Source organism: Bradyrhizobium sp. 2TAF36, from assembly GCF_052114925.1.
GTDB lineage: Bacteria > Pseudomonadota > Alphaproteobacteria > Rhizobiales > Xanthobacteraceae > Bradyrhizobium > Bradyrhizobium barranii.
Genome location: NZ_JBFRFR010000081.1, coordinates 1 through 25,590 on the forward strand (window position 1 = coordinate 1; position 25,590 = coordinate 25,590).

23 protein-coding genes are annotated in these 25,590 nt (G+C 65.8%); 20 read left to right on the forward strand and 3 right to left on the reverse strand.

Annotation, left to right across the window (positions count from 1 at the left end; translation table 11 throughout):
- The first annotated feature begins 554 nt into the window (after nt 1–554).
- The 20 genes from AB4Z51_RS35645 (at nt 555) to AB4Z51_RS35740 (ending at nt 22,707) form a co-directional block, all read left to right on the forward strand.
- The gene (locus AB4Z51_RS35645; RefSeq protein ID WP_441498964.1) at nt 555–1,805 is read left to right on the forward strand and encodes an ABC transporter substrate-binding protein; all 1,251 of its coding nucleotides are present in this window, start codon (nt 555–557) and stop codon (nt 1,803–1,805) included.
- A gap of 136 nt (nt 1,806–1,941) precedes the next feature.
- Nucleotides 1,942–2,769 (forward strand): helix-turn-helix domain-containing protein, encoded by an 828-nt coding sequence (locus tag AB4Z51_RS35650; RefSeq protein WP_441498965.1) that lies wholly within the window; start codon nt 1,942–1,944, stop codon nt 2,767–2,769.
- 239 nt (nt 2,770–3,008) lie between these two features.
- The gene (locus AB4Z51_RS35655; protein ID WP_135215375.1) at nt 3,009–4,019 is read left to right on the forward strand and encodes a branched-chain amino acid ABC transporter permease; all 1,011 of its coding nucleotides are present in this window, start codon (nt 3,009–3,011) and stop codon (nt 4,017–4,019) included.
- Nucleotide 4,020: 1 nt separating this feature from the next.
- Nucleotides 4,021–5,130, forward strand: a complete 1,110-nt coding sequence (locus AB4Z51_RS35660) for a branched-chain amino acid ABC transporter permease (protein ID WP_135215376.1) — start codon at nt 4,021–4,023, stop codon at nt 5,128–5,130.
- Complete coding sequence (locus tag AB4Z51_RS35665) at nt 5,123–5,905, forward strand: ABC transporter ATP-binding protein (RefSeq protein WP_441498966.1); 783 nt, start codon at nt 5,123–5,125, stop codon at nt 5,903–5,905. Before AB4Z51_RS35660 ends, AB4Z51_RS35665 begins: the two co-directional genes overlap by 8 nt.
- On the forward strand, nt 5,898–8,111 hold the full coding sequence (locus AB4Z51_RS35670; protein ID WP_208085971.1) for an ABC transporter permease: 2,214 nt from the start codon (nt 5,898–5,900) through the stop codon (nt 8,109–8,111). Before AB4Z51_RS35665 ends, AB4Z51_RS35670 begins: the two co-directional genes overlap by 8 nt.
- A 3-nt stretch (nt 8,112–8,114) precedes the next feature.
- A complete protein-coding gene (locus AB4Z51_RS35675) occupies nt 8,115–8,948 on the forward strand; it encodes a phosphoenolpyruvate hydrolase family protein (protein ID WP_441498967.1) in 834 nt (277 codons plus the stop codon).
- Between the two features lie 25 nt (nt 8,949–8,973).
- A complete protein-coding gene (locus tag AB4Z51_RS35680) occupies nt 8,974–11,886 on the forward strand; it encodes a flotillin family protein (protein ID WP_135215378.1) in 2,913 nt (970 codons plus the stop codon).
- A gap of 9 nt (nt 11,887–11,895) precedes the next feature.
- Nucleotides 11,896–12,333 carry an SRPBCC family protein gene (locus tag AB4Z51_RS35685; protein WP_441498968.1) on the forward strand — a complete coding sequence of 146 codons (438 nt, stop codon included), beginning with the start codon at nt 11,896–11,898 and terminating at the stop codon, nt 12,331–12,333.
- Nucleotides 12,334–12,338: 5 nt separating this feature from the next.
- On the forward strand, nt 12,339–12,782 hold the full coding sequence (locus AB4Z51_RS35690) for an SRPBCC family protein (RefSeq protein WP_135215379.1): 444 nt from the start codon (nt 12,339–12,341) through the stop codon (nt 12,780–12,782).
- Nucleotides 12,783–12,784: 2 nt separating this feature from the next.
- Nucleotides 12,785–13,603: an FAD binding domain-containing protein gene (locus tag AB4Z51_RS35695; RefSeq protein ID WP_135215380.1), complete on the forward strand. Its 819-nt coding sequence runs from the start codon at nt 12,785–12,787 to the stop codon at nt 13,601–13,603.
- 6 nt (nt 13,604–13,609) lie between these two features.
- Entirely contained in the window at nt 13,610–14,086 is a 477-nt protein-coding gene (locus AB4Z51_RS35700; protein WP_208085968.1) for a (2Fe-2S)-binding protein, read from the forward strand.
- An 11-nt stretch (nt 14,087–14,097) separates the two neighbouring features.
- Nucleotides 14,098–15,690, forward strand: a complete 1,593-nt coding sequence (locus tag AB4Z51_RS35705; protein WP_441498969.1) for a xanthine dehydrogenase family protein molybdopterin-binding subunit — start codon at nt 14,098–14,100, stop codon at nt 15,688–15,690.
- Nucleotides 15,690–16,712 carry a xanthine dehydrogenase family protein molybdopterin-binding subunit gene (locus tag AB4Z51_RS35710; protein WP_135215383.1) on the forward strand — a complete coding sequence of 341 codons (1,023 nt, stop codon included), beginning with the start codon at nt 15,690–15,692 and terminating at the stop codon, nt 16,710–16,712. The genes AB4Z51_RS35705 and AB4Z51_RS35710 overlap by 1 nt, the downstream gene beginning before the upstream one ends.
- 8 nt (nt 16,713–16,720) lie before the next feature.
- Nucleotides 16,721–17,602, forward strand: coding sequence for an AAA family ATPase (locus AB4Z51_RS35715; RefSeq protein ID WP_071915377.1), 882 nt, complete (start codon nt 16,721–16,723; stop codon nt 17,600–17,602).
- The gene (locus tag AB4Z51_RS35720; protein WP_441498970.1) at nt 17,599–18,720 is read left to right on the forward strand and encodes a vWA domain-containing protein; all 1,122 of its coding nucleotides are present in this window, start codon (nt 17,599–17,601) and stop codon (nt 18,718–18,720) included. The genes AB4Z51_RS35715 and AB4Z51_RS35720 overlap by 4 nt, the downstream gene beginning before the upstream one ends.
- The gene (locus AB4Z51_RS35725; RefSeq protein WP_135215385.1) at nt 18,717–19,601 is read left to right on the forward strand and encodes an amidohydrolase family protein; all 885 of its coding nucleotides are present in this window, start codon (nt 18,717–18,719) and stop codon (nt 19,599–19,601) included. Before AB4Z51_RS35720 ends, AB4Z51_RS35725 begins: the two co-directional genes overlap by 4 nt.
- Before the next feature lie 30 nt (nt 19,602–19,631).
- Nucleotides 19,632–20,480: an N-acyl homoserine lactonase family protein gene (locus AB4Z51_RS35730; RefSeq protein ID WP_028147221.1), complete on the forward strand. Its 849-nt coding sequence runs from the start codon at nt 19,632–19,634 to the stop codon at nt 20,478–20,480.
- A gap of 22 nt (nt 20,481–20,502) precedes the next feature.
- Complete coding sequence (locus AB4Z51_RS35735; RefSeq protein WP_441498971.1) at nt 20,503–22,077, forward strand: isochorismatase family protein; 1,575 nt, start codon at nt 20,503–20,505, stop codon at nt 22,075–22,077.
- 3 nt (nt 22,078–22,080) lie between these two features.
- A complete protein-coding gene (locus AB4Z51_RS35740; protein ID WP_039157148.1) occupies nt 22,081–22,707 on the forward strand; it encodes an FMN-dependent NADH-azoreductase in 627 nt (208 codons plus the stop codon).
- A 71-nt stretch (nt 22,708–22,778) separates the two neighbouring features.
- On the opposite strand, the gene AB4Z51_RS35745 is transcribed toward AB4Z51_RS35740, so the two are convergent.
- The 3 genes from AB4Z51_RS35745 to AB4Z51_RS35755 are packed head-to-tail and all read right to left on the reverse strand — an operon-like array spanning nt 22,779 to nt 25,577.
- Entirely contained in the window at nt 22,779–23,828 is a 1,050-nt protein-coding gene (locus AB4Z51_RS35745; RefSeq protein WP_135215387.1) for a LacI family DNA-binding transcriptional regulator, read from the reverse strand.
- Nucleotides 23,825–24,469 carry a ThuA domain-containing protein gene (locus AB4Z51_RS35750; RefSeq protein ID WP_135215388.1) on the reverse strand — a complete coding sequence of 215 codons (645 nt, stop codon included), beginning with the start codon at nt 24,467–24,469 and terminating at the stop codon, nt 23,825–23,827. Before AB4Z51_RS35750 ends, AB4Z51_RS35745 begins: the two co-directional genes overlap by 4 nt.
- Before the next feature lie 10 nt (nt 24,470–24,479).
- Nucleotides 24,480–25,577 carry a Gfo/Idh/MocA family protein gene (locus tag AB4Z51_RS35755; RefSeq protein WP_441498972.1) on the reverse strand — a complete coding sequence of 366 codons (1,098 nt, stop codon included), beginning with the start codon at nt 25,575–25,577 and terminating at the stop codon, nt 24,480–24,482.
- Nucleotides 25,578–25,590: the final 13 nt, after the last annotated feature.

Consider the following 25,590-nt stretch of genomic DNA (forward strand, 5'->3'; position numbering starts at 1 on the left):
CAAGAACGGCATCAGCCAGCGTTCAAGTTCGTCTTCCCATCCCGGCATGGTCAGCCCTCCAAGAGCCGACCACCCATGAATCATTGAAAAATTGATTCGGGAATCCTATAAAACGCGACAAAATCAAAAATCTGCCAAAGTAGTGCTAGGTTGAATAGCGGCGGCGGGATCAGGGCCGGCCGGCCGCGATCCGTGGCACCCTGTCGGCAAATTTAAGCTGGATCCAGCCGTCGGGGGGCTGTTTCCGCCCCACCCTCCCTTGGGGATTTGAACCGGACCAGGCCTGTGCTGGGTCAGGCTCCATGCACGGACCAAGCGGAGGATCGTGCCCCTCACGCACCGCCCTTCAAATTGGGCAAGCCGGCCGCCTATTGCACCGCGAAGCCAATTGCGCCGCAACATTCAAAATGAGACTGCCCGTCAAGCCGCACGATGCGCCCATACGTGCACTGCATCCGACTTCGGTTAGCCTTCGTTCAACAGCCGGGCGCCTTTCGGGAGCCACGGCGCCGCGCCAATTCAGCGAAAAATTTGGCCATAGAGGGAGGAATGAAATGTTGAAATGCAGTGTGGGACTGATCGCGCTAAGCAGCCTTTTCCTTTCAGGCGCGGCAATCGCCCAGGAAAAGATCAAGGTCGGCGTCACCGCAACGCTGGAAGGCACCTACACGGTGCTCGGCGAGGACGGCATGCGCGGCCACCAGACGGCGCTCAATGTGCTTGGCAAGAAGGTCGGCGACAAAGAGCTTGAATTCATCGTTGCCTCGACCGACGCGACACCGGATTCCGCGGTGCGCGCCGTGCGCAAGCTGATCGAGCAGGACAAGGTGCAGATCCTGTTGTCGCCTCTCTCCGGCGACGAGGGCATTGCGGTCAAGAACTTCGCTAAGACCCATCCCGAGTTGACCTTCATCAATGCGGCATCCGGCGCGCAGGAGACGACCTATGTCGATCCCGCTCCGAACTTCTTCCGCTACAACATGGACGGCGCGCAGTGGCAGGTGGGCCTCGGCAAATACGCCTATGAAACCARGAAATATCGCAAGATCGCGACCGTCGGCGAGGACTATTCCTTCATCTACACCCAGGTGTTCGGCCTCGTGCTCGAATTCTGCGGCGCCGGCGGCCAGGTCACCAACCGGCAATGGGTGCCGCTCGGCACCAAGGATTTTGCCTCCGTCATCGCGGCGCTGCCCGACGATGTCGATGCGATCTATCTCGGCCTCGGCGGTGCGGATGCCGTCAACTTCCTGAACCAATACCAGCAGGCCGGCGGCAAGGCGCATCTGATGGGCGGCTCCATCATGATCGACCAGACCATCCTGTCCTCGAAGGGCAACGCCAAGAATGCGCTGGTCGGCACCATCGCGGCGAGCGGCCAAGCCGACACCTGGGAGGATCCGGGCTGGCAGAAGTTCGTGAAGGCGTATCAGGACGCGTTTCCGCCCAACAAGCGCTTCCCGAGCCCATCGCTTCTTGCGACCAACTACTACGGCTCGACCATGGCGCTGATCCTCGCGCTCCGTGAGGTCAATGGCGATCTTTCCAACAACCAGGCCAAGTACAAGGAGGCGCTGGCCAAGATCGAGATCGACGCACCGAACGGCAAGATCAAGCTTGACGCCAACCGCCAGGCGATCGGCACCAACTTCGTCACCGAGGTCGTCGATGACGGCAAGGGCGCGCTGTTCAGCAAGGTCGTGAAGGTGATCCCGAACGTGAACCAGACGCTCGGTTACGATCCGGCGGTGTTCGCCAAGATCGGACTGCCGAGCCGCACGGTCCCGGAATGTAAGAAGTACTGACGCATTCACCGTCGCTCGTTTCGCATGCTCTCCGGCAACCGGGAGCGATTTGCAGGCGCGATATCTTGCGCTCTTGCAATCTCGCCCCGGTTGTTGAACGCTGACTGAAAAGACAAGAACATTCAGGAGGGAAGGCATGAGCCGGGCGCTTGCCGTCTTTCACGGCCGGTTCGGTCGGGCGACGGTCTATCAGTTGAACCGCCCCTTCAACGTGCACGCACATCGCGAAGGTCATCTGATCTTCCATGTTGGCGGCCAGTCCGCATGCATCGACGTCTGTAACGGGCACTACGACCTTACGGAAAGCYCCATCGTCGCGGTCAATCCTTGGGAGCCTCACAATTTCCTGCCGTCCGATCTCGACGGTGGCGCGATCTTCTTCGTGCTCTACGTCAATCCGGAGTGGTTCGCCCCCGATGCGCCCGGCGCCGACCGCCTGCGTTTCGGCCGCACCCAGTTCAAGCGCACGGTCGCACTCGACAAGCACATCAGACGAACCGCAGCGCTTGTGTGCGGCGCACCGTCGCTCTCCAGCCTCGATGCCGAGCTGCGGCGGCTGATCGACATCTGCTACGACGAAAGCTGGCAGCAGGCCGAGATCGCGCGCGACGCGCGCACGGCCGGCGCCGTCACCGACTTCCGCGTGCGCAAATGCATCAAGCTGATGTCGGAAAGTCCGGGCGCCGAAATGGAGCTCGACACGATCGCGCGCGAATCCGGCCTATCGCGACCGCATTTCTACCGGCTATTCCGCACCCAGACCGGCGTCACGCCGCATCTCTACCTCAACACCCTGATCATGGAACAGGCGCTGGAAGCCCTTGTCGCCGGCGAAGCACCGATCGCCGACATCGGCTTCGACCTCGGCTTCTCCTCGCAAAGCGGCTTCACACGCTTCTTCACCGCCAATGTCGGGATGGCGCCGACCGATTACCGCCGCGCCGCCAAGGTTTTGCGGGCCTGACCGCGCGCGAAAAGATACTGACGATCAAACGCTCCCCTTGTGCCCTCGCTAAGATGGTCGGAACGCGATCCCGAAAAGAGGATCGCAAGTCCGGGAGGACGCACGTCCATGGCGAGGTACGCAGCCTACGCAAGGCTGTTCGACCAGCGTTCAAAACATGAGGCAGGGCGAGGTCGAAGCGGCCTGATCGCGCCCTCTTCCCGTTTGCGGGGGCGCCAGGCGGGGATGAGGCAGTTGACATGACGCGCTTCGTCGAACGTCATCCGGCCTGGGCCCTGATCGTGATCGTCGCGATCGCGCTCGCACTGTGGCTGACCTTGGCGGTGTGGCCGCCCGGACTTGAAGAGGCGATCGGCCGCAAGCGGGTCTTCCTGAACGCCGTGTTCAACGGCATCACGCTCGGCGGCCTCTACTTCCTTGTCGCCAGCGGTTTCACCCTGATCTTCGGCCTGATGCGCAACGTCAACCTCGCGCACGGCTCGCTGTATTTGTTCGGCGGCTATGTCGGCTACGCCATCAGCGCCTCGACCGGCTCCTGGCTCCTCAGCTTCATCGTCGCCTTCATCCTGACGGCGCTGGTCGGCGTCCTGCTTCAGCTCATCGTCTTCCGCCGCATGGAAGGCCAGGACTTGCGGCAGACCATGGTGACGATCGGTCTCTCGATCGTTTTCGCCGATCTCATGCTGTGGGCTTGCGGCGGCGACTTCTATCAGATCCAGACACCGAACTGGCTGATCGGCCCGATCGAGCTGCCGCTGGTCACTGCGGTGAAATCCTCGGGCGAACCGGTCTATCTCCGCTATCCCCTGGTCCGGCTGGTGATCTTCGCCGCGTCCGTCGTGATCGGCCTGGCGATGTGGCTGGCGCTCAACCGCACACGCATCGGCATGATCATCCGCGCCGGTGTCGACGATCGCGACATCCTGGCCGCGACCGGAGTGCGGAACCAGCTCGTCTTCGTGCTGGTCTTTGCGCTCGGTGCCGGGCTTGCCGGCATCGCCGGCGTCGTCGGCGGCACCTTCCAGTCTCTCTCGCCTGGCGAAGACATCCGCTTCCTGCTTGCCTCGCTCGTCGTCGTCATCGTCGGCGGCATGGGCTCGATCCCCGGTGCCGCGCTCGGCGCGCTCATCATCGGCCTCGCCGAACAGCTTGGTTCGGTCTACATCCCGACCTACGCCATCGTCGTGACCTTCCTGATCATGGTGCTGGTACTGGCAGTCCGGCCGCAAGGCCTGTTGGCGAGGCGCTGAGATGTCGCTCGCCCACGACGCCCGCGTCACCGTTCGTCCCGCCGCAGCCGCGCAGCGCCCCACCTTGCGCGGATGGCCGGAGATCAACAATCCCGCAGCCTGGATTGTCGCGGCCATTCTCCTGATCATGCCGCTGATAGCCAACGGCTTCTTCCTGATCGAGATCTTTGCGACCACGCTGATCCTCGGCATCATGGCGCTGAGCCTGATGTTCCTCGCCGGCTACGGCGGCATGGTCAGCCTGATGCAGCTCACCATCGCAGGCTTCTCCGCCTATATGGTCGCGGTGTTCGGCGTCAGCGGCAACGCCAATATCAGCCTGGGTTGGCCGTGGTGGCTCGCGGTCCCGATGGCGCTCGCGCTCGCGACCCTGTTCGGCACGCTTGGCGGCGCGCTGGCCGTGCGCACCGAGGGCATCTACACCATCATGATCACGCTCGCGATCGGCGCGGCTTTCTATTATTTCACCAACCAGAACTGGGCGATCTTCAACGGCCATACCGGCATCAACACCGTCGCCACGCCGCATTTCTGGGGCGTCAACTGGCGCGCCGACATTCCTTTCTATTATATCGTGCTCGCGGTTGCTGCGCTGTGCTACTTCGCCGTTGAATACATCTCCCGCGCACCATTCGGCCTGGCGCTGCAAGGTGTGCGCGACAATCCCCGCCGCATGGCGGCGCTCGGCTTTAACGTCAATGCGCACCGCGTCGCCGCCTACGCCTTCGCGTCCTTTGTCGCGGCGCTGGCCGGCGTTCTCCAGGTCTGGAACTACGGGCAGATCTCGCCGGGATCCGTGAGCGTCGGCGCCTGCATCGATATCCTCATCATCGCCGTCGTCGGCGGCATCACGCGTCCCATCGGCCCCTTCATCGGCGCGCTGATCTTCGTGCTGCTACGCACCTTCGCGCTCGACTTCCTGGTCAAGCTCGGGCTCGACGGCAACCGTTTCCGGCTGCTGATCGGCCTCGGTTTCCTCGCCATCGTCTTCTGGTCCTCGGACGGCGTGATCGGGCTCTGGCAGAGCTGGCGACAGCGCCAGCGATCCGGCGCGGCCCGTTCAAGCGAACGTCACGGCCGAGGATCTGGTCAAGGATCCGGTCATGGATAGCGTCGCGCAACGCCTCTCAGCCGTCGGCGCCGGCGCGGCGCTGGAGCTTCGCGGCGTGACGCGCCTGTTCGGCGCGCTGGCCGCGCTCACCGACGTCACCATTACCGTGCGCCCCGGCGAGCGGCGCGCGGTGCTCGGCTCGAACGGTGCCGGAAAAACCACCCTGTTCAACTGCATCGCCGGCGATTTCCCGCCCTCCTCCGGCACCATCCGGTTCTTCGGCGAGGACGTCACCCACTTCCCGCCCTACGAGCGCATCCGCCGCGGCCTGCGCCGGACCTACCAGATCTCAGCGCTCTTTCCCGGTCTCACCGTCCAGGACAACGTCTACCTCGCCTGCCGCGGCGTCTCGCGCGGACGCTTCTCGTTCCTGCGCCCCGGACAGAACGACGCGCTGATGAGCGCGGCCGATAATCTCGTGCAGGCCGTCCATCTCACAGGCGTGAAGGACCAGCGCGTCGCGGAGCTTGCGCATGGCCAGCAGCGTCAGCTCGAGATCGCACTGGCGCTCGCCGGCGCGCCGCGCTTCGTGTTGTTCGACGAGCCGGCCGCGGGCCTGTCTCCGACCGAGCGTGCCGAGCTGGTCGAGATCCTGACCTCGCTGCCGGCGCATATCGGCTACATCATCATCGAGCACGACATGGACGTGGCGCTACGCGTCGTCGAGAGCGTCACGATGATGCACAACGGGCGCATCTTCAAGGAAGGCCTGCCGCAGGAGATCGAGTCCGATCCAGAGGTGCAGGAGCTTTACCTCGGAGGCGGCCATGAATGAGGTCCGCCGCTCCGCCGCCGCCCTCGAAGTCCGCGGCCTCGACGTCTACTACGGGCATTCGCATGCGCTGCAAGGCGTGGACCTGACGCTCGAAGCCGGCGTATTCTCGGTGGTCGGTCGCAACGGCATGGGCAAGACCACGCTGTGCAAGGCGATCATGGGGCTGGTGCCGGTCAGCGGCGGCTCGATCCGCGTCCGCGGCGACGACGTCACCCGGCGGCCGCCCGCCCACATAGCTCGGCTTGGCGTCGGCTACGTGCCGCAGGGCCGGCGGCTGTGGCGCTCGCTCAGCGTCGACGAGCATCTGCAGCTTGCCGCGGGCCTGCGGCGCGGGGCTTGGACGGTCGAGCGCATCTACGAGACCTTTCCGCGATTGGCCGAGCGCAAGGACCATGGCGGCGGCCAGCTCTCCGGCGGCGAGCAGCAGATGCTGGCGATCTCCCGCGCGCTGCTCACCAATCCGCAGCTCCTGATCATGGACGAGCCGACCGAGGGGCTTGCGCCCGTCATCGTCGCCCAGGTCGAGGAGATGCTGGTACGGCTTGGCGAGGACGGCGACATGTCCGTGCTCGTGATCGAGCAGAACATCGGTGTGGCCACGGCCGTCTCGCGCAACGTCGCGATCATGGTCAACGGCCGCATCAACCGCATCATCGATTCCGCGCGCCTTGCCGCGGACCGGGAGTTGCAGCAGCGCCTGCTCGGCGTCGGCCTCCACGCCGAGCTCGAGCCCGCCGTCGACGTGCCGGCTGCAGGCACCGGGGCGAAGGCCGCACCGCAGCCGTCCCGTCCAGGCGGCCCGATCCGCGTCTACATCTCCAACCCGACGCCCCCCACCCGATGGTCGCAGCCGGTCCCGATCGCCCGCATCGAGGCCGCCGCCCGCACGCTCTCGACCCAGGTGGCGCGTCTCGACGAGACCGCCCGGCGCCGGCGCGAGCCGGTCGCGGCGCAAACGCAGGGCCCCCCGGTCGTGCTCGTCGTCGGCACGCTCGACACCAAGGGCACGGAGCTTCGCTTCATCCGCGACATCATCGCCGGGAGCGGCCTGCGCACGCGACTGGTCGATGTCTCCACCAGCGGCCGGCACGCAACCAGCGACGTCTCCGCCCAGGAGATTGCCTTGAACCATGGGCGCGGCGGATCGGCGGTGTTCGGACCCGACCGCGGCGCTGCCGTCACCGCGATGGCCGATGCCTTCGCCAGCTGGCTGCGACGCCAGAGCAATATTGCCGGCGTGATTTCGGCGGGCGGCTCGGGCGCAGCGTCACTGGTCGCGCCGGGGATGCGGACCCTCCCCGTCGGGGTGCCCAAGCTGATCATCTCCTCCGTCGCCTCCGGCGACGTCGGACCCTATGTCGGCCCCGCCGACATCACCATGATGCATTCGGTCACCGACGTGCAGGGCCTCAACTCGATCTCGCGTGCCGTGCTCGCCAATGGCGCCAATGCGCTGGCCGGCATGGTCAGGGCGCGCCTCGATCAGCACGCGCGGAAGGATCTCGGCGATGGCGGATTGCCGTCGGTCGGCATCACCATGTTCGGCGTCACCACGCCGGCGGTCCAGAAGATCGCGGCCGACCTGCGCGAGGATTTTGAGTGCCTCGTGTTCCACGCCACCGGCGTTGGCGGCCGCTCAATGGAGAAGCTCGTCGATTCCGGGCAGATCGCCGGCGTCATCGATCTCACCACCACGGAAATCTGCGATCTCCTGATGGGTGGCGTGTTCCCGGCAACCGACGACCGCTTTGGTGCGATCATCCGCGGCCGCCTGCCTTACGTCGGCTCGGTGGGCGCGCTCGACATGGTGAATTTCGGCGCCCCGGACACCATTCCCGAGCGCTACCGCGGCCGCAAATTCCACGTCCACAACCCCCAGGTCACCCTGATGCGGACCACGGCCGAGGAAAACGAACGCATGGGCCGCTGGATCGCCGATCGGCTCAACCAGATGGACGGCCCGGTGCGCTTCTTCCTGCCCGAGGGCGGCGTCTCCGCGCTCGATACACGAGGACAGCCGTTCTGGGATCCCGATGCCGATGCGGCGCTGTTCCGTGCGCTGGAGCGGAACGTGCGGCAGACCGCCAACCGTCAGCTCATCCGCGTCCCCAAGAACATCAACGATCCCGAGTTCGCCTCCATCATTGTCAGCGCGTTCCGGACCTCGTTCGGCCGCACCGGGGCGCGCCGGAGACTAGCGAGGTGACCGATGGCCYGGTTTGAACGCGCAGAACTGTTGAAACGCTTCCGCGACATGGCAAAGCGCGGCGAGCCCATCATCGGCGGCGGCGCCGGCACCGGCCTGTCGGCCAAGTGCGAGGAAGCCGGTGGCGTCGATCTCATCGTCATCTACAATTCCGGCCGCTATCGCATGGCCGGCCGCGGCTCGCTCGCAGGATTGATGGCTTATGGCGACGCCAACGCCATCGTGCTGGAGATGGCCGGCGAAGTGCTGCCCGTCGTGACCAAAACGCCAGTGCTCGCTGGCGTCAATGGCACGGATCCGTTCCGCGACATGGACGTTTTCCTGGACCAGCTGAAGGCCCTCGGTTTCGCCGGCGTGCAGAACTTTCCGACCGTCGGCCTGATCGACGGCGTGTTCCGCGCCAATCTCGAAGAGACCGGCATGTCCTACGCGCTCGAGATCGACATGATCGCCAAGGCGCGCGAGAAGGACCTGCTGACGACGCCCTACGTCTTTACCGAGAAGGAAGCCGCCGCGATGGCGATCGCGGGCGCGGATATCATCGTCTGTCACCTCGGCCTCACGACCGGGGGCACCATCGGCGCGCAGACCGCGCCCAAGCTCAAGGATTGCCCGGCGCGCATCGATACCTGGGCCTCCGCCGCGCTCAGCGTCAATCCGGACATTCTGGTGCTCGCCCATGGCGGACCGATCGCCGATCCGGACGACGCCGATTTCATCATGAAGAACACCCGCTACTGCCACGGCTTTTACGGCGCCTCCTCGATGGAGCGGCTGCCGGTCGAGCGGGCGCTGACGGATCAGGTACGCAAATTCAAGGCGATCGGCGCGCGATAACGCCGGAAGGTCGAGGGAGGGAAATATGTCAGGGACTCTGGTCGGTGAATTGATCCTCTGGCTGATCGTCGCCATCGTGGTGATCGTGGTCGGCGTCTACATCGTGAACTGGCTCTACCATCGCTCCTCCAAGGAGACCTCATTCGTCCGGACCGGCCTGCTTGGCGAGCGCGTCGTGATCAACGGCGGCGCCTTCGTGCTGCCCTTCATCCACGATTACACGCCGGTCAACATGAACGTGCAGCCGATGGGCATCGTGCGCTCCCGGCAGGACGCCGTGATCACCCGTGACCGCATGCGCGTCGACATCGAGGCTGACTTCTATGTCCGCGTTCAGGCGACCCGYGAAGCCGTGTCCATCGCCGCCGCCACGCTCGGCCGCCGCACCATGGAGCCCGAGAAGCTCCACGCCCTCCTCGCCGGCAAATTCATCTCCGCGATCCGTTCGATTGCCTCGGAGATGACCCTGGAGCAGATGCACGAGCAGCGCGGCGAGTATGTGGCCCGCGTCAAGGCGAACGCGGCTGAGGCCCTCGCTCAGAACGGACTCGAGCTGGAATCCGTTGCGATCACCGATCTCGACCAGACCGATCTCGAATTCTTCAATCCCTCGAACCGCTTCGACGCCGAAGGTCTGACACGCCTGATGGAGGACATCGAGGCCAAGCGCAAGCTGCGCAACGACATCGAGCAGGATTCGATGATCAAGATCCGCTCCCGCAATCTGGAGGCCGAGCGACAGGCCCTCGAGATCGAGCGCGAAAGCGAGACGGCGCGCCTCGAGCAGGAGCGTGACATCGAGATGCGCCGCGCCCTGCAACGCACCGAGGTCGCGCGTGAGCGGGCCTTGCGCGAGACCGAGGCCGAGCAGGCGCAGATTTCCGCGCGGGAGACCATCGAGAAGGCACGCATCGCCAACGACCAGGCGATCGCGGAAGCCCGCATCGCCTCGGAGCGCGAGACGCGCCAACGGGAGATCGAGCGCACCCGCACCATCGAAGAGAAGGAACTGTTCGCCCGCGAGGAGATCGAGAAGACCCGGATCGCTAACCAGCGCTCGATCGACACCAGCCGCATCGCCTCCGAGCGCGAGGTGCGCCAGCGCGAAATCGAGCGGATGCGTACTATCGAGGAAGCCGAGATCGCCGCCCGCGAGGCGATCGAGAAAGCGCGCATCCAGCAGGACCGGGTGGTGACCGACGCCCGTATTGCCAATGAAGAAGAGACACGGCGCCGCGAGATCGAGCGGACCCGCGCCGTCGACGAAGCCGAGATCGCCGCCCGCGAAGCGACCGAAAAGGCCCGCATCGCCCAGACCCTGATTGTCAATGTCGAGCGCATCGCGTCAGACGAGCGCACCCGCGCGCTTGAGATCCAGCAGGTGCGCACGATCCAGGAAGCCGAGATCGAGGCCCAGCGCGCGGTCGAGGCCGCGCGCATCGCCCGCGAGCGGACGCTTGCCGCCGAGCGCATCGCCGCTGAGCAGAATACGCGGCAATTGGAGATCGAGCGGAACCAGGCACTCGACGTCGCGGGAATCAGCGCGCGCGAAGCCACCGAAGCCTCCCGCATCGCCCAGGAAGAACGAGTTCGTTCGCTCGAGATCGCCCGCAACCGCGCCGTCGAGGAAGCCGATATCGCCTCCCGCGAAGCGATCGAGGCCGCGCGCATCGCGCAGGAGAAGGCGATCGCGGCCGAGCGGATCCAGGCCGACAGGGAGACCAAGGCGCTGGAGATCGAGCGAACCGCCGCAGTCGAGGCGGCTGACCTCAAGCGGCGCGACGTGATCGAGCGCCAGCGCATCGGCGTCGATCTCGCGCTGGAGTCCGAGCGGATCAATTCGTCCAAGAAGCGCGAAGTGCTCAATATCGAGCAAAAGAAGGCGATCGAGATCGCGGACGAGGACCGCGTCATCGCGCTCTCCACCAAGCGCTCCGAACGCATCGACGCCGACCGCCAGGTCAAGCAGGCCGAGATCGTCGCACGCAAAGACGTCGAGACCACCGACGTCTCGCGCGAGCAGGCGCTGGAGGCGGCGCGGATCGAACGCCGCCGCTCGATCGAGCAACTCGAGGTCGCCCGCGTCCAGTCGCTCCAGGAAGCCGAGATTGCCGCGCGCGAGGAGGTCGAGCGCGCCCGCATTGCCTCCGATCGCGGCCTGGATGAAGCCCGCATCGGCCGTGAGCGCGAGCTGCGGAAGCTCGAAGTCAATCGCGAGAAGGAGGTCGAGACCGTTCTGATGGAGAAGGCGATCGCGATCCACCTGAAGTCGCTGGAAGAATCCGCCGCCAGGGCCTCGGCCGAGGAAGCGCGGATACATGCGACGGAGGCCACCGAGCGCGTCATCACCGCACGTGAAAACGAGATCGCCAGGCGTCGCAAGAGCGTGGAAATCGTGATCGCCGAGAAGCAGGCCGAGGAGACCCGAATTGCCGCCGAAGCCGAACGCGTGCGCGCGGCCGTCGAGGCCGAGGCGCAGCGGCTGCTCAACGAGGCCGAGAACGTGCTGACCGACCAGGCTCGCTACTCGCTGTTCCGCAGAAAGCTGCTCGACCGCATCGAAGGCATCGTGCGCGAGAGCGTCAAGCCAATGGAGAAGATCGAGGGCATCCGCATCCTCCAGGTCGACGGCCTCAACGGCAACGGCCATGGTGGCAATGGCGGCCGCAGCGCCACCGACGAGGTGATCGACTCGGCGCTGCGCTACCGCGTCCAGGCGCCGCTCATCGATTCGCTTCTGGCGGATATCGGCGTCGAGGGCGGCAGCCTCGCCAAGATGCCGGGCCTGATCCGCGAGGCCCGCGACATGCAAGGCATCAAGGAGTCCGCCCGCAAGGGCGGCGGTGGAGGCGGAGGCGGCGAGAAGCCGGCTGCAGCTCCCTCGCCTTCCACCGAGGGCGAACCGTCCGCGGAGCGCAGCCCCCGGAAGAAGAGCTGAGGTCGCATCATGRCCCGCGTCTATGTCTCAACCGTCGTCAATGCGCGCAACGATCGCGTCTGGGCGCGGGTGCGCGACTTCAACGGCATGCCGAACTGGCATCCCGCGATCGCGGAAAGCCGGATTGAGGGCGGCGAGCCCTCGGACAAGATCGGCTGTGTCAGGGATTTTCGCCTGCGCAACGGCGACCGCATCCGCGAAAAGCTGCTCGGCCTTTCCGACTACGACATGTTCTGCACCTATTCGATCCTGGAATCCCCCATGGGCGTCGAGAATTACGTCGCGACGTTGCGGCTAACGCCGGTCACCGACGGCGACCAGACCTTCATGGAGTGGACCGCCGAGTTCGACTGCGCACCCGAACGGGAAGCGGAGCTCGTCGGCAATATCGGCGGCGGCGTGTTCCAGGGCGGCTTCGACGCCCTCAAGCGCCAGTTCGGAGGGTGAGCTCCGTGCCGCATATCGTCAAGAGCACGATCCTGGATGCGTCCACCGATGCGGTGTGGAACGTGCTGCGCGATTTCAACGGACACGATCGCTGGCATCCGGCGGTCGCGAGCTCCACGATCGAGCGCGCGCACTCCCCTGACAAGATCGGCTGTGTCAGGCGCTTCAAGCTGCAGGATGGATCTGAGCTGCGCGAGCAATTGCTGGCGCTGTCCGATCTCGAGCAGACCTTCAGCTATTGCCTGCTCGATACGCCGGTGCCGATGTTCAACTACGTGGCGCATGTCCGCCTGCTGCCGGTGACCGACGGCGACCGCACCTTCTGGCACTGGGAGTCGCGCTTCAGCACCAGGCCGGAGGACCGCGATCGCATCATCCACATGGTCGCAGAAGACATCTATCAAGCCGGCTTCGAGGCGATCCGCCGGCACTTGAAGGAGGCGGCATAGCAATGGCCGTGACAGTGAAGACTTTTGCCAGCACCAGCGAAGCGGCCGGCGCGCTGTCGGCAGATCGCGGCGCACGCTATCTCGGCGGCGGCACGCTGGTGATGCGGGCGCTGAACGAGGGTGACGTCTCGGTCTCGACCGTCATCCGCGCCAGCGACCAAGCCCTGACCCGGATCGACGCGTCGGGCCCGCGCGTGACGCTCGGGGCCGGCATCACCTTCGCAAGAGTCCTCGCCGAGCGCGACCTCGGCTTCCTGCACGCCCCTGCCCGCTCGATCGGCGGACCTGCGGTGCGCAACATGGGCACGGTCGGGGGCAACCTGTTCGCGCCAAGTCCCTATGGCGACTTCACGGTGGCGCTGCTTGCGCTCGATGCCACCGTCGCCGTGCAGGGCGGCTTTGGCACGCGCGACATCGCCATCGAAGAGTTCTTGCAGTCGCGCGAGCGGCAGGCCGGCACGCTGGTGCTCTCGGTGTCCTGCGCACGGCCGGCGAGCGCGGACGCCTTCCGCTATCACAAGGTCGCCCGTATCAAGCCAAAGGGCGGCTCCGTCATTACGCTCGCAGCCCATCTGCCGATCAGCGGCGGGCGGATCGCCGGGGTACGGATCGCGCTGGGCTCGATGGCGCCGACCCAGATTCGGGCACGCGCCGCCGAGCGTGTGCTCGAGGGACGCTCGCTGGATGCCGCGACCATCGGGGCCGCGGCGTCCGCCGTCACCGAGGGCACCTCACCCTTCGACAACGCGCTCGGCAGCGCCTGGTATCGCCGCGAGATCGCCGGCGTCCATCTGCGCCGTCTCCTCTCGGGTCAGGAATAGCTCGTCATGGCCAAGACCGCCCTGCAATTTCGTCATAACGGCCGCGACGTCGCGATCTTCGTCGATGGCGGCACCAATCTGCTGGTCGCTCTGCGCGAACTGATCGGCGATATGACGCCGAAATTCGGCTGCGGCCAGGGCGGCTGTGGCACCTGCAGTGTGCTGATCGACGGCGAGCTGCACCTGTCATGCCTGACGCTGGCGGAAATCGTTGCCGGCCGATCGGTCGAGACGCTCGACGGCCTCAAGCAGGGCCCGAACCTGCATCCGCTCCAGCGTGCCTTCGCCGACAATTTTGCCGCTCAATGCGGCTATTGCACGCCGGGCATGCTGATGGCCGCAAAGGCGCTGCTCGATCGCAATCCGCAGCCTAGCCGCGCCGAGGTCGTCGAGGCGATCTCCGGCAACATCTGCCGCTGCACCGGGTACGAACCCATCATCGATGCCATCCTCGCCGCTTCGGGCGGCCGGGCCAGTGCCTAAAGGATCTTGTCATGCTGGAACTGCGCAAGGACATTTTCGCCGACGAGCGCGACGACAATCTCAATGAGATCGGCAAGGGCACGCAGCGCCAGGACATGCTCGGCCATGTCACGGGCACGTCGAGCTATTTCAACGACCACAAGCTTCAGGGCATGCTGCATCTGAAAGTGGTCCGCTCGACGCAGGCGCACGCGCGGTTGCGCCATATCGACACCACGGAAGCCGAACGCTCGCCCGGCGTACGCCGGATCATCCGCGGCGCCGACGTGCCGCGCAATCTCAACACGCTTCTCAGCCTCATCAACTTCGGCAAGGACGACGAGCCTACGCTGGCGGCGGACAAGGTCCGCTACAAGGGCGAACCGGTCGTGGCTATCGTCGCGGACAGCGAGCGCGAGGCGTTCGAGGCAATCGCAAAGGTGCGGATCGACTACGAGCCGCTGCCCGTCGTGCTCGACGTCGAAGACGCGCTCAAGTCCGGGGCGCCCGTCGTCAACGAGACCTATCCGAAGAACGCCTTCATCTATCACGACGTCCATGATCACCAGAAGCTGCGCTTCGGCGATGCCGACGCCGCGCTCGCGACCGCCGACCACGTGCTCGAACAGCGCTACCAGATGTCGCCGATCGAGCACGCGCCAACCGAAACCAATGGCGCGATCGCCGCGCCCGACACCAACGGCCGCTACGTCGTCTACACCTCGACGCAGGCATTGTTCTTCTCGGTCGACACCTGCGCCAAGATCCTGGACCTGCCATCCAACACCTTCCACTTCATCGGCGGCACCGTCGGCGGCGGCTTTGGCGGCAAGGTGGATACGCTGACCGAGCCGCTCGCGATCCTGGGTGCGATGCTGACCGGGCGTCCCGTCCGCTACGTGTTCGGGCGCGAGGAGGAGATGCAATACGGCCCGCCTCGCGGCGCCGAGCGCATCTACATCAAGGACGGCGTGATGCGCGACGGCCGCATCGTTGCGCGCAAGATCCGCGCCTATTTCGACAGCGGCGCCTATACGCGGCTGTCCAGCTACGCCGCCGTGAAATGCGCCGCGCATTTGCCCGGGCCCTATACCATCCCGAACGTCTATGGCGACGTCTATTGCGTCTTCACCAACCGGACGCCCGCGACCGCGATGCGCGGTTTCGGCGTCACCGCGATGGATTTTGCGATCGAGTGCCAGATGGACAAGCTGGCGAACCTCGTCGGCATGGACCCGATGGAGTTCCGGATCCTCAATGCCTATCGCGACGGCGACATGAAGGCGCATCGGCGCGAAGCCAAGAACACCGCGCTGATCGAATGCGTCCAGGTCGCCGCCGAGAAGGCGAAATGGCCGATCCGCGAGGAGTTCAAGCGAGCGTCGTCGCGCAAGGACGGCGGCGGCAGCCGCGCCGTGATCCCGCCGACACCGACGGATTCGCGCAGCCGGCCGGCCGCACCAGTCCAGCAGCGCACCAGCTATGACCGGCTCCCGCCCACCGTCACCCGCGAACCACCGCGTGAGCCGCCGCCCCCTGCGCCGTCGCCACCTCCACCGCGGCCGGCCGCGCCCTCGCATGGCGCGCCCCGCTTCTCCTCCGTGTTCGGCACCAGGAGGCGCTGATGACCCTGCATCGCGGACGCGGCATGGCGTCGATCAACTATCCCATCGGCATGAATCTCGGCGGCGATCCCAGCCAGGCGTTGGTTCATTCCAACCCGAGCGGCAAGTTCACGGTGGCGCTGTCGTCGATCGACCTCGGCCAGGGCATGAAGTCGGTGACGCGGCAGATCTGCGCGGAGACGCTGGGCGTTCCCGTCGAGGACGTCTATGTCGATACCGCGGATTCCGACACCGGTCCGCATTGCATGGGCTCCTTCGCCTCGCGCGGCACCCATCGCGTCGGCAATGCGGTGATGGCCGCGGCGCGCGAGGCACGCGGCGTGATGATGGAGGCGGCCGCCGAGGAGCTCGAGGTCAACGCCGCCGATCTCGAAACCGACGGACGTGGCAACATCCACGTCAAGGGTGCGCCGCATCGCTCGATCTCGACCAAGGACGTCGCCATCGCCGCCCAGTTCAAGCAGGGCAAGACCATCTCCGGCCGTGGCATATTCCTCGTGCCTCTGTCCAACGTCGACCCCGAAACCGGCGAGATGTCGCCGGCGACCTGCTACGCCCATGCCTGTCTCGTGGCGGAGGTCGAGGTCGACGACGAGACCGGTGAAGTCGCGATGGTCCGGATGGACTCTGCCTACGAGCTCGGCCGCGCGCTCAATCCGCGCCTGGTCGAGCAGCAGCTCGTGGGCGGCGCCTGGATGGGCATCAGCCACGCGCTGTACGAGACCACGGAGCCTCACTATCCCGACCCTGTTCACGGCCCCCGCGACTTCGTCGAATATCTGATGCCCGGCCCGGGTGACATTTGCCCGCACGATATCGCCGTGCTGGAGCGCCCCGCGCCAGATGGACCGTTCGGCGCCAAAGGACCGGGCGAAATGTGCGCCAATCCCGTGCTGCCGGCTGTCGCGAATGCGATTTTCAACGCCGTCGGCGTGCGCATCGACGATCTGCCGATCACGCCGGAAAAGGTGCTGCGCGCGATCAAGACCCAGGGCGGCGCGCGGCCACAGGCGCGACGCTGAGACCGGCCATGGCAGTTCGCAGCAACATCGTTGGCATCGACAGCCCCGAGGCATTGGAGAAGGCGCTTCGGGCAGCCTATTACCTCGCCGATGAAGGGCTCGCGACCGCAGCCTATCTTGGCCTTGCCCTCGGCAAACCGCTCCTGCTCGAAGGCGCCCCCGGCGTCGGCAAGACCGAGGCCGCGAAAGCCATCGCCGCCGTCCTCGGCCGTCGCCTCATCCGCCTGCAATGCTACGAGGGCATCGACGCCTCGGCCGCGCTCTACGAGTGGAACTATCCACGCCAGATGCTCGCGATCCGCCAGGCTGGCGACGAGAGCATCGACATCTATGGCGAAACGTTTCTGATTGAGCGGCCGATGCTGGCGACGCTTCGCGCACCCGACTCCACCGTGCTGCTGATCGACGAGATCGACCGCGCCGACCAGGAGTTTGAGGCGTTCCTGCTCGAATTTCTCTCGGACTTCCAGATCTCGATCCCGGAACGCGGCACGGTGCGCGCGGCCGAACGTCCTGTCGTCGTGCTGACATCTAACCGGACGCGCGACCTACACGAAGCCCTGCGCCGCCGCTGTGTCTATCACTGGATCGACTATCCCACTGAAGAGCGGGAGGCGCGTATCGTGATGCTGCGGGCCTCCAGCGTCGCCGAGGCGACAGCGCGGGCCGTCGTCGCGGCCGTCGGCAAATTGCGCCGCGAGCCGCTCAGCAAGGCACCAGGCATCGCGGAAGCCGTCGACTGGGCTGAAGCGGCGACGCTCCTTCACAAGGGCGGTGCGCGCTGGCCCGACGCCTTCAAACGCTCGATCGGCGTGGCGCTGAAAGACGAGGAAGACCTGCACTTCATCTCGCCCCGGCTCGACGTCATGCTCGCGGAGGCAACCGCATGAGCACCGAGCCTGAGCTTCCACGCGCTGCCCGCATCTTCGTCTCCTTCGTCGCGCTGCTGCGCGCCAACGGCTTTGCCGTCGCGCCCGAGCAGACCACCTCCTATCTCGCCGCGATCGAGCTGCTCGGGCCGCGCGACCTCAACGACATCTGGCAATCGGCGCTGGCCACACTCGCCCCGCCACCCGAGCGCCGCAAGACCTTCGACCGGCTGTTCGACCTGCACTTCCGCGGCAGCGAAGCCATCGAACATGTCGATGACGGCGACGACGACGAGACTGTCCGGCTCCAGGAAGAGGGCCGCGGCGAACAGGAACCCCTGTTCTCCGACGACGCCAACGAATCCGGCCTCGCCGCGACGCGCGCCGAGGCGCTGGTGGAGCGCCGCTTCGCCCAGCTCTCCACCACCGACGCGCTTCGGCGCCTGGCCCGCGAGGCCTCCCGGCGCCTGCCGCAGCGTCGCGGCCCCCGGCGCATGCGCGCCCGCCGCGGGCCGTTTGCCGACCTTCGCCGAACCCTGCGCGAGTGTGTCCGGAACGACGGCGAGATCCTGCGGCTCGGGCACCTGAAGCGGCGCCCGCGCCGACGAAAACTCCTGCTGCTGATTGACGTCTCCGGCTCGATGAAGACGCGCACCGAGGAGAACATGAAGCTCGCGCATGCGCTGGTACAGGCCGCGCCCAATGTCGAGGTCTTCACCTTCGGCACGCGGCTGACCCGCGTCACCCGCCCGTTGCGCCTCAAGCGGCGCGAGCAGGCGCTGAGCGCGGCGGCGCACCTCGTCAGCGACTGGGATGGCGGCACCCGCATCGGCGACGCGCTGCAAGCCTTCCTCGCGGTGCCGCGGTTCGGTGGTTACGCGCGAGGCGCGGCCGTCGTCGTCGTGTCGGACGGGCTGGAGCGCGGCGAAGTCGATGCGTTACGCGACGCGGTCGCAAAGCTGTCGCGGCGCGCCTGGCGCGTGAGCTGGCTGACGCCGCTCGCGACGGGCCCGGACTTCCGCCCACAGACCGAGGCGCTGGTGGCCATCCAGCGCTTCGTCGATGATCTCGTGGATGGCGGTTCAAGCGCGTCGATTGTCGCGCACATTCTGACGTTGGGACGGAGGAGAGCGGCGTGAGCGACATTGTCGACGGCCATCATCACATCTGGCGGCAGGCCGACCTGCCCTGGCTGACCGGCCCGATGCAGCCGCGCATCTTTGGACCCTACGAGCCGATCCGTCGCGATTATCCGATCCGGGAATATCTCGACGACCTCAAGGGCACCGGCGTCACCCGTTCGGTCTATGTCCAGACCAACTGGGCCAACGACCGTTTCGAGGACGAGGCAGCCTGGGTCCAGCAGACTGCCGACGAGCACGGCTGGCCGCATGCCATCGTCGCCTACGCCGATTTCGCCGTCGACGACGTGCGCCCGCAACTCGATCGCCTGAAGCGCTACCCGCTCGTGCGCGGCGTGCGCATGCAGCTGCACTGGCACGACAATCCGCTCTATCGCTTCGCGGCCAAGCCCGATCTCTGCGTCGATCCCATGGTCCGCCGCAACATCGCACGACTGGCCGATTACGGTTGGAGCTTTGACCTCCAGGTCTTCACGCCGCAGATGCCGGATGCAGCGCTGCTCGCCGAGTCCTGCCCCAGGGTGACCTTCATCCTCCAGCATGCCGGCATGCTGGAGGACCTCTCGCCGGCGGGCCGGGCCGCCTGGCGCGCCGGGATGGCCCGGCTCGCAACCTGTCCGAACGTGGTCTCAAAACTCTCCGGGCTCGGCACCTTCATCCATCGCAACGATCCCGCGCACATCGCGGCCGTCCTCACCGATACCGTCGCGATTTTCGGCGCGGAGCGCTGCCTGTTCGGCTCCAATTTTCCGATCGAGAAATTGTGGACCAGCTATCCGGAGCTCGTCGACGCCTTTCGTGCCGCGGCCGCGAGGCTGACGACCCAGCAGCAGGACGCAATCTTCAGGACGACGGCGACGCGCGTCTATCGGCTTTGACAGACAAGAACAGAACAGGGAGGGAAACGAATGGCGCTGGAGATCAAGATCCTGGACTATGGCGATATCGAGCTGGAATCGAGCTTTCTGGTCCTCGGCCGTGACTGCGGCCGCACGCGCCGCGTCCTCACTCTCGGCTTTCTGATCCTCGGCGGCAAATATCCGGTCGTGGTCGATACCGGTTACCGCTCCAACCAGATCATGGAAACGCTGGGGATGCGCGGCCTGCAATACCACGAGCACATGATCGAGAACCAGCTCGCCCGCCACGGCGTGCGCATGGGAGACGTCCGCTTCGTCTGCCACACCCATCTGCACATCGACCACGCCGGCAAGGACGATCTGTTTCCGATGAACACGACCGTCGTCCTCAACCGGAAAGAACTCGAATATTCCGTCTCCGGCTTGATGCATCCGCAATATCCGGCGCCCGACATCAAGCATCTCATCGACCGACTGCACACCAAGAGTGCGCTGCGCTTCCTCGACCTCGAGATCACAGGTCCTATCGAGCTGATGCCCGGCGTCTATTGCGATGCGGCCAATGCACATACCGAGGGATCGATGAACGTCATCGTCGAGACTGCCGACGGGATCGCGACGATCTGCGGCGACGTGATCTACGATTTCAACGACCAGATCGTCACGCCCTTCAACGAGATCCACGACTGGGAGCCGCGGACGACGGGAAACCACGGCACCAGCAAGCGAGCCGAGAAGGCCTCGATCAAGAAGCTGCTCAGCAATTCGCGCTATCTGCTGCCGGTGCACGACAGGCCGGCCAAGATCGAGGGCGGCATGGTCGTTGGACGGCTGCACGACCAGGTCCCCGGCCCGATCGTGCAGTCGCTGCCCGCGCGCAACTGGTTCCCTGCCTGACGTGACCTGAGGATATCGACCGATGACACACGTCACCTTGCGCTCCGAATTCGAGACCCTGATCGACCCCTATGCGCCGGTCGCGCAGGTCGGAACGGGCTTTGACTTCACCGAGGGACCGATTTGGCATCCGGTCGATCATTATCTCCTGTTCTCGGACATGCCGGGCGACGTACGGCGGCGCTGGGATGCGCGGCGCGGCGTCGCGGAGGTCAAGCGCCCGTCGAACAAGTGCAACGGCATGAGCTATGACGCCGAGCTCAATCTGATCGTCTGCGAGCACGCGACCTCGTCGCTGATCCGTGAGCGGCCGGACGGGCGGCGCGAAGTGCTGGCCTCGCACTTCCAGGGACAGGAGCTCAACAGCCCCAACGACGTCTGCGTGCACTCCTCCGGTGCCATCTATTTCTCCGACCCCTGGTATGGCCGCATGCCGGTCTATGGTGTCGAGCGGCCGCGCCAGCTCGGCTTCCAGGGCGTCTATCGCGTCATGCCGGGCGGCGAGCCGAAGCTCGTGGTGGACCGCAATTTGTTCGACCAGCCGAACGGGCTGTGCTTCTCACCCGACGAAAAACTGCTCTATGTCAACGACACCGTGCAGGCGCTGATCCGCGTATTCGACGTCAACGGCGACGGCTCGCTGTCGAACGCGCGCGTGTTCGCGAGCGGCATCCGCTCCGAGCTGGAGCCGGGCCTGCCTGACGGCATGAAGTGCGACCAGCATGGCAATGTCTGGGTCACCGCGCCCGGCGGCGYCTGGGTCTATTCGCCGCGCGGCGAGCTGCTCGGAAAAGTTCGCGTGCCTGAGCTCGTCGCCAACCTTGCCTGGGGTGGCCCGGATTTCCGCACGCTCTATTTGACGTCCACGCATTCGGTCTATGCCATCCCGACCAAGGCCGGGCCGCGCCACGAGCCGTATATGAGCGGCAAACGTGGCAGCGGCGGCGCAAGCGCCGGCCCCGCGGCTGCCGCGCCCATCCTCGCCGATGGCGAGATGCGGCTCGATCCAAGCCGCTGCGCCATGATCATCCAGGATCTTCAGAACGACGTCATCATGGATGGCGGAGCGTTCGCCGAATCGGGCGCACCGGGTCATGCGAAGCAACAGCATGTGGTCGAGAACGTCCGGCGCTTGGCGGAGACAGCGCGCGCGCGCGGCGTCGCCATCATCCATGTCTGGTTCGTGGTCGAGCCCGGCGCACCCGGCGTGACGCTGAACGCACCGCTGTTCGAGGGTCTCGTCGACAGCAAGGCGATGGTACGCGGCAGCTGGGGTGCCGCCCCGGTCTCGGGCCTCGAGCCGCGGCCCGGCGATTTCGTCGTCGAGAAGATGCGGATGAGCGCCTGGGAGGGCACCCGGCTGGAGACGATCCTCAAGGCCACCGGGCGCGACATGATCATCAACACCGGCGCATGGACCAACATGTCGGTCGAGCACACCGCACGCACCGGCGCCGACAAGGGCTATTTCATGATCGTGCCGGAAGACTGCTGCTCGACCATGAATGCCGACTGGCACTCCGCCTCGATCAACTTTGCCATGCAGAACGTCGCAATCGTCACCCGGGCGGATGCCGTCATCAGAGCGCTGGGATGAGTGGTGGCAAAGCTTTTGCACCTCTCCTGCTCGCCCCGTGCCGACTCCGAGTCGAGCGCCGGCGCGCGCGTGTTTCTTGACGGGTTTCGGCAGGCCCGTCCGGACTGGGATATTGACGTCGTGGATCTCTGGCGCGAGCGGCTGCCGGAATTCGCAGGTCCCATCGTCGAGGCCAAATATGCGCGGATGAAGGCGCAGCCCTTCAACGACGCGCAACGGGACAGCTTTGCAGAGGCCGAGCGGATGGCGCTGCGCTTTTCACTGGCTGATCGGGTGCTGATCTCGACGCCAATGTGGAACTTCAGCATTCCCTACAAGCTCAAGCAATGGTTCGATGTCATCGTCCAGCCCGGGCTCACCTTTCGGTTCGATCCCTCCCTGGGATATCTCCCGCTGCTGAAGGACCGGCCAACCACGGTGATCCTCGCCAGTGGCAGCGATTTCGCCACCGGAATGAACCGCGGGCGCATCGACATGGCAACGCCTTACCTGCGGGAAATTTTGCGCTTTATCGGTATCAGCAATGTCCGTTTCGTGCCGATCGGGCCAACCACCGGACCGCAACAGCCCATAGAGGCTGCCCGCGAAAGAGCCCATCAGCACCTCGCAGCAATGGCAGCGAACTTCTGAGCACCGTTGAGGCCGCTGCGGCACTTCGCGACACCTATCGAAGCAAGCTGCGCATCACCTGCGAACGCGACTCACGGCAGGTTGTCCCGCAGAAAAATATCGATGCGGATGCGCTCCTGGTCGGGGCTGATGGGCTCACCCGAACAATGCGCGAGCAGAACTCGCGCCGCAGACCGCGCCTCGTGGCCGGGATCCTGGTTGATGATGGCATCGAGCGTGCCGCGGACCAGGAAACGCCGCGTGTACTGGGTCAGCTCATGCGTGATCCAGACCACTTCGCGCGCGCGGCCCGAGGCCTCCAGCGCATTGGCGATGCCGCGGTTCCCGGCGCCGCAGCAGTAGATGCCGCGGAGATCGGCGTGGCGCGCCAGCAGTGCGACCGTGAGCTCCCGCGTGCGCTCGCTGTCGTCGCGGCCTTCGATCACCGGCAGCGCAATCAGGTTCGGATACTCGCTGGACAGGATCTGGTGGAAGCCGAACTGCCGCTCGGTGTGATCGCGCAACGATAGCGATCCCGCGATCACGGCAACCTTCCCCTCGCAGCCGGCGAGGAAACGTCCCATCAGCGTTGCCGCAGTTCGCCCCGCGGCCGGGTTGTCGATACCGACATAATGCAGTCGCCGCGAGCTCGGCGCGTCCGACACAAGGGTCACCACGGCGACCCCGCGCGCGGCGAGCTCGTCGATCGCGGCGCGCACCCTGGGATGGTCCAGTGCGATGACGGCGACGCCCTGATAGGCCGGCGACAGGTTTTCCAGCGCACCGGCGAGCACATCCGGATCGAACACGTCGACATGGAGGATATCGATGAAGCCGCGGTGGCCGGCGAGCCAGTCCGCGGTGCGCTGGACCTGCTCGGCCAGGTTGGTCATGAAGCTGTTGCTGCCGCTCGGCAGCACGAAGGCGAAGCGGAACGTCTGCCCGCGGGCGAGCCGCGCGGCCGCGACATCGCCCCGATAGCCGAGTTTTGCCACCGCGGCCTCGACACGTGCGACGGTCTTGGCGCGCACGCCCTCGCGCCGGTTGACGACGCGGTCGACGGTTGCGAGCGAAACGCCCGCCGCACGCGCGACGTCCTCCAGCGTGGCGCGAACCGCCGGCTGCGTCGCACCGGCTGTCATTCCCGCGCGGCCCACAGCATGCCGCGAGTCATCAACGTTCGGATCTCCGGTACGTCGAGCTCGTAAGCACGGTGGCCGAGCGAGGAGTAGAACACCCTGCCCGCGCCGTATCGCTTCTTCCAGACCACAGGCATCACCACCCCGTCGATCCAGGGCGCGTGCTCGCCGGTGAAGGTCGTCGTCGCCAAAACCTCGTTGGCGGGGTCGACATGCATGTAATACTGCTCGGAACGATGCTCGAAACTCTTCAGCTCCTTCATGATGGGGTCATCCGGCTTCGTCAAGTCGACCTTGTAGTCGATGATGTTGCCGGGATGCGCGACCCACTGCCCGCCGCACAGGAACTGGTAGTCGACGGACTCGCGGAACGCATCGCACATGCCGCCATGATGCCCGGCCAGCCCGACGCCGCCACGCACCGCCGCGCAGAGATTGAGCGCTTCCGCCTTCTCGATCTTCGACATGGTGTAGATCGGGATGATCAGCGACAAATCGTGGATCGCGGGATCGGCGAACGCCGCCGTCGTGGTCTCGACCCGAACCTCGAATCCTTCCGCCTTCAGCCAGCCGCGGATCATCGAGGCGCAGAGATCGGGATCGTGTCCCGGCCAGCCGCCCCATACAATCATTGCCTTGCGCATGGTCATTCCCTCAGTCGATCTGTCCGGTTTCACGTCCGGCCGGCAGCATTGCCGGCCGCTCCACGGAGCTCCCGATCTTGACGCGGCGTCCTTCGTCGGCGGAGGTCTGGAACGCCTCCATCACCTCGAGCACATGGAAAGYGAGCGCGCCGCTGGCGCGATGCGGGCGGTTGTTCAGGATCGCGGAGGCCATGTCGGCGACCCCGATGGAACGAAACTCGCCGTCGACATGACCGTGGGTCAGCGGCACCGGCTCCCATTCACCGCCAGTCTTCGCGACCTGCACCTCGCCGCCGAACCGGTTCGGGTCCGGCACCAACATGCTGCCCTTGTCGCCATAGATCTCGATCGGCGCGTGCCGGTGCTTCGGTACGTCGAAGCTCATCGCGATCGAGACGACCGCCCCGCTCTCGAATTCGAGCGTGCCGGCGACATGGGTCGAAACCTCGACCGGGATAAGGGTGCCGTTCATCGGCTGGCTGGTGACCAGCCGCTCGGATTTCGGGCGCGCGGTCGAGCCCATCACGCTCGCGACCGGGCCAAGCAGCTGCACGAGATCCGTGATGTAGTACGGCCCCATGTCGAGCATTGGCCCTCCGCCGCGAAGGTAGTAGAAGCCCGGCGACGGGTGCCAGCGCTCGTGGCCGGGACAGCCGAAGAAGACGCTGCCCGCGACCGGCGTGCCTATCGCGCCATCGTCGATCAGCTTGCGCGCGGTCTGGTGCCCACCGCCAAGGAACGTATCAGGGGCGCAGCCGACGCGAAGGTCCTTCTGCGCGGCGAGATCCATCACCTTGCGGGCTTCCGCGACGTTGATGCCGAGCGGCTTCTCGGAATGAACGTGCTTGCCGGCATTCAGCACCGCGAGGCTGACGTCGGTGTGGGCGAGCGGCACGGTGAGATTGATGACGATCTCGACATCCTCTCGCTTGAGCAGTTGATCGCCCCGCATCGCCGGCAGCCCGAAGGCGGCACCCTGCCGCTCCGCCGCATCGCTGCGCATATCGGCGAGCGCCTTGATTTCCATGATCGGAAAGCGCTGGGCCGCCTTCAGATAGGCGGTGCTGATATTGCCGCAGCCGATGATTCCGATGCCGACTTTTCTCATTGTGATCTCCGTA

Bases quoted from the DNA above. Each gene is read 5' to 3' on its own strand.
- AB4Z51_RS35670 (WP_208085971.1), top strand. From the start codon at position 5,898: ATGAATGAGGTCCGCCGCTCCGCCGCCGCCCTCGAAGTCCGCGGCCTC.
- AB4Z51_RS35705 (WP_441498969.1), top strand. From the start codon at position 14,098: ATGCTGGAACTGCGCAAGGACATTTTCGCCGACGAGCGCGACGACAAT.
- AB4Z51_RS35750 (WP_135215388.1), bottom strand. From the start codon at position 24,469: ATGCGCAAGGCAATGATTGTATGGGGCGGCTGGCCGGGACACGATCCC.
- AB4Z51_RS35700 (WP_208085968.1), top strand. From the start codon at position 13,610: ATGGCCAAGACCGCCCTGCAATTTCGTCATAACGGCCGCGACGTCGCG.
- AB4Z51_RS35695 (WP_135215380.1), top strand. From the start codon at position 12,785: ATGGCCGTGACAGTGAAGACTTTTGCCAGCACCAGCGAAGCGGCCGGC.
- AB4Z51_RS35745 (WP_135215387.1), bottom strand. From the start codon at position 23,828: ATGACAGCCGGTGCGACGCAGCCGGCGGTTCGCGCCACGCTGGAGGAC.
- AB4Z51_RS35665 (WP_441498966.1), top strand. From the start codon at position 5,123: ATGGATAGCGTCGCGCAACGCCTCTCAGCCGTCGGCGCCGGCGCGGCG.
- AB4Z51_RS35720 (WP_441498970.1), top strand. From the start codon at position 17,599: ATGAGCACCGAGCCTGAGCTTCCACGCGCTGCCCGCATCTTCGTCTCC.
- AB4Z51_RS35655 (WP_135215375.1), top strand. From the start codon at position 3,009: ATGACGCGCTTCGTCGAACGTCATCCGGCCTGGGCCCTGATCGTGATC.
- AB4Z51_RS35710 (WP_135215383.1), top strand. From the start codon at position 15,690: ATGACCCTGCATCGCGGACGCGGCATGGCGTCGATCAACTATCCCATC.
- AB4Z51_RS35715 (WP_071915377.1), top strand. From the start codon at position 16,721: ATGGCAGTTCGCAGCAACATCGTTGGCATCGACAGCCCCGAGGCATTG.
- AB4Z51_RS35730 (WP_028147221.1), top strand. From the start codon at position 19,632: ATGGCGCTGGAGATCAAGATCCTGGACTATGGCGATATCGAGCTGGAA.
- AB4Z51_RS35660 (WP_135215376.1), top strand. From the start codon at position 4,021: ATGTCGCTCGCCCACGACGCCCGCGTCACCGTTCGTCCCGCCGCAGCC.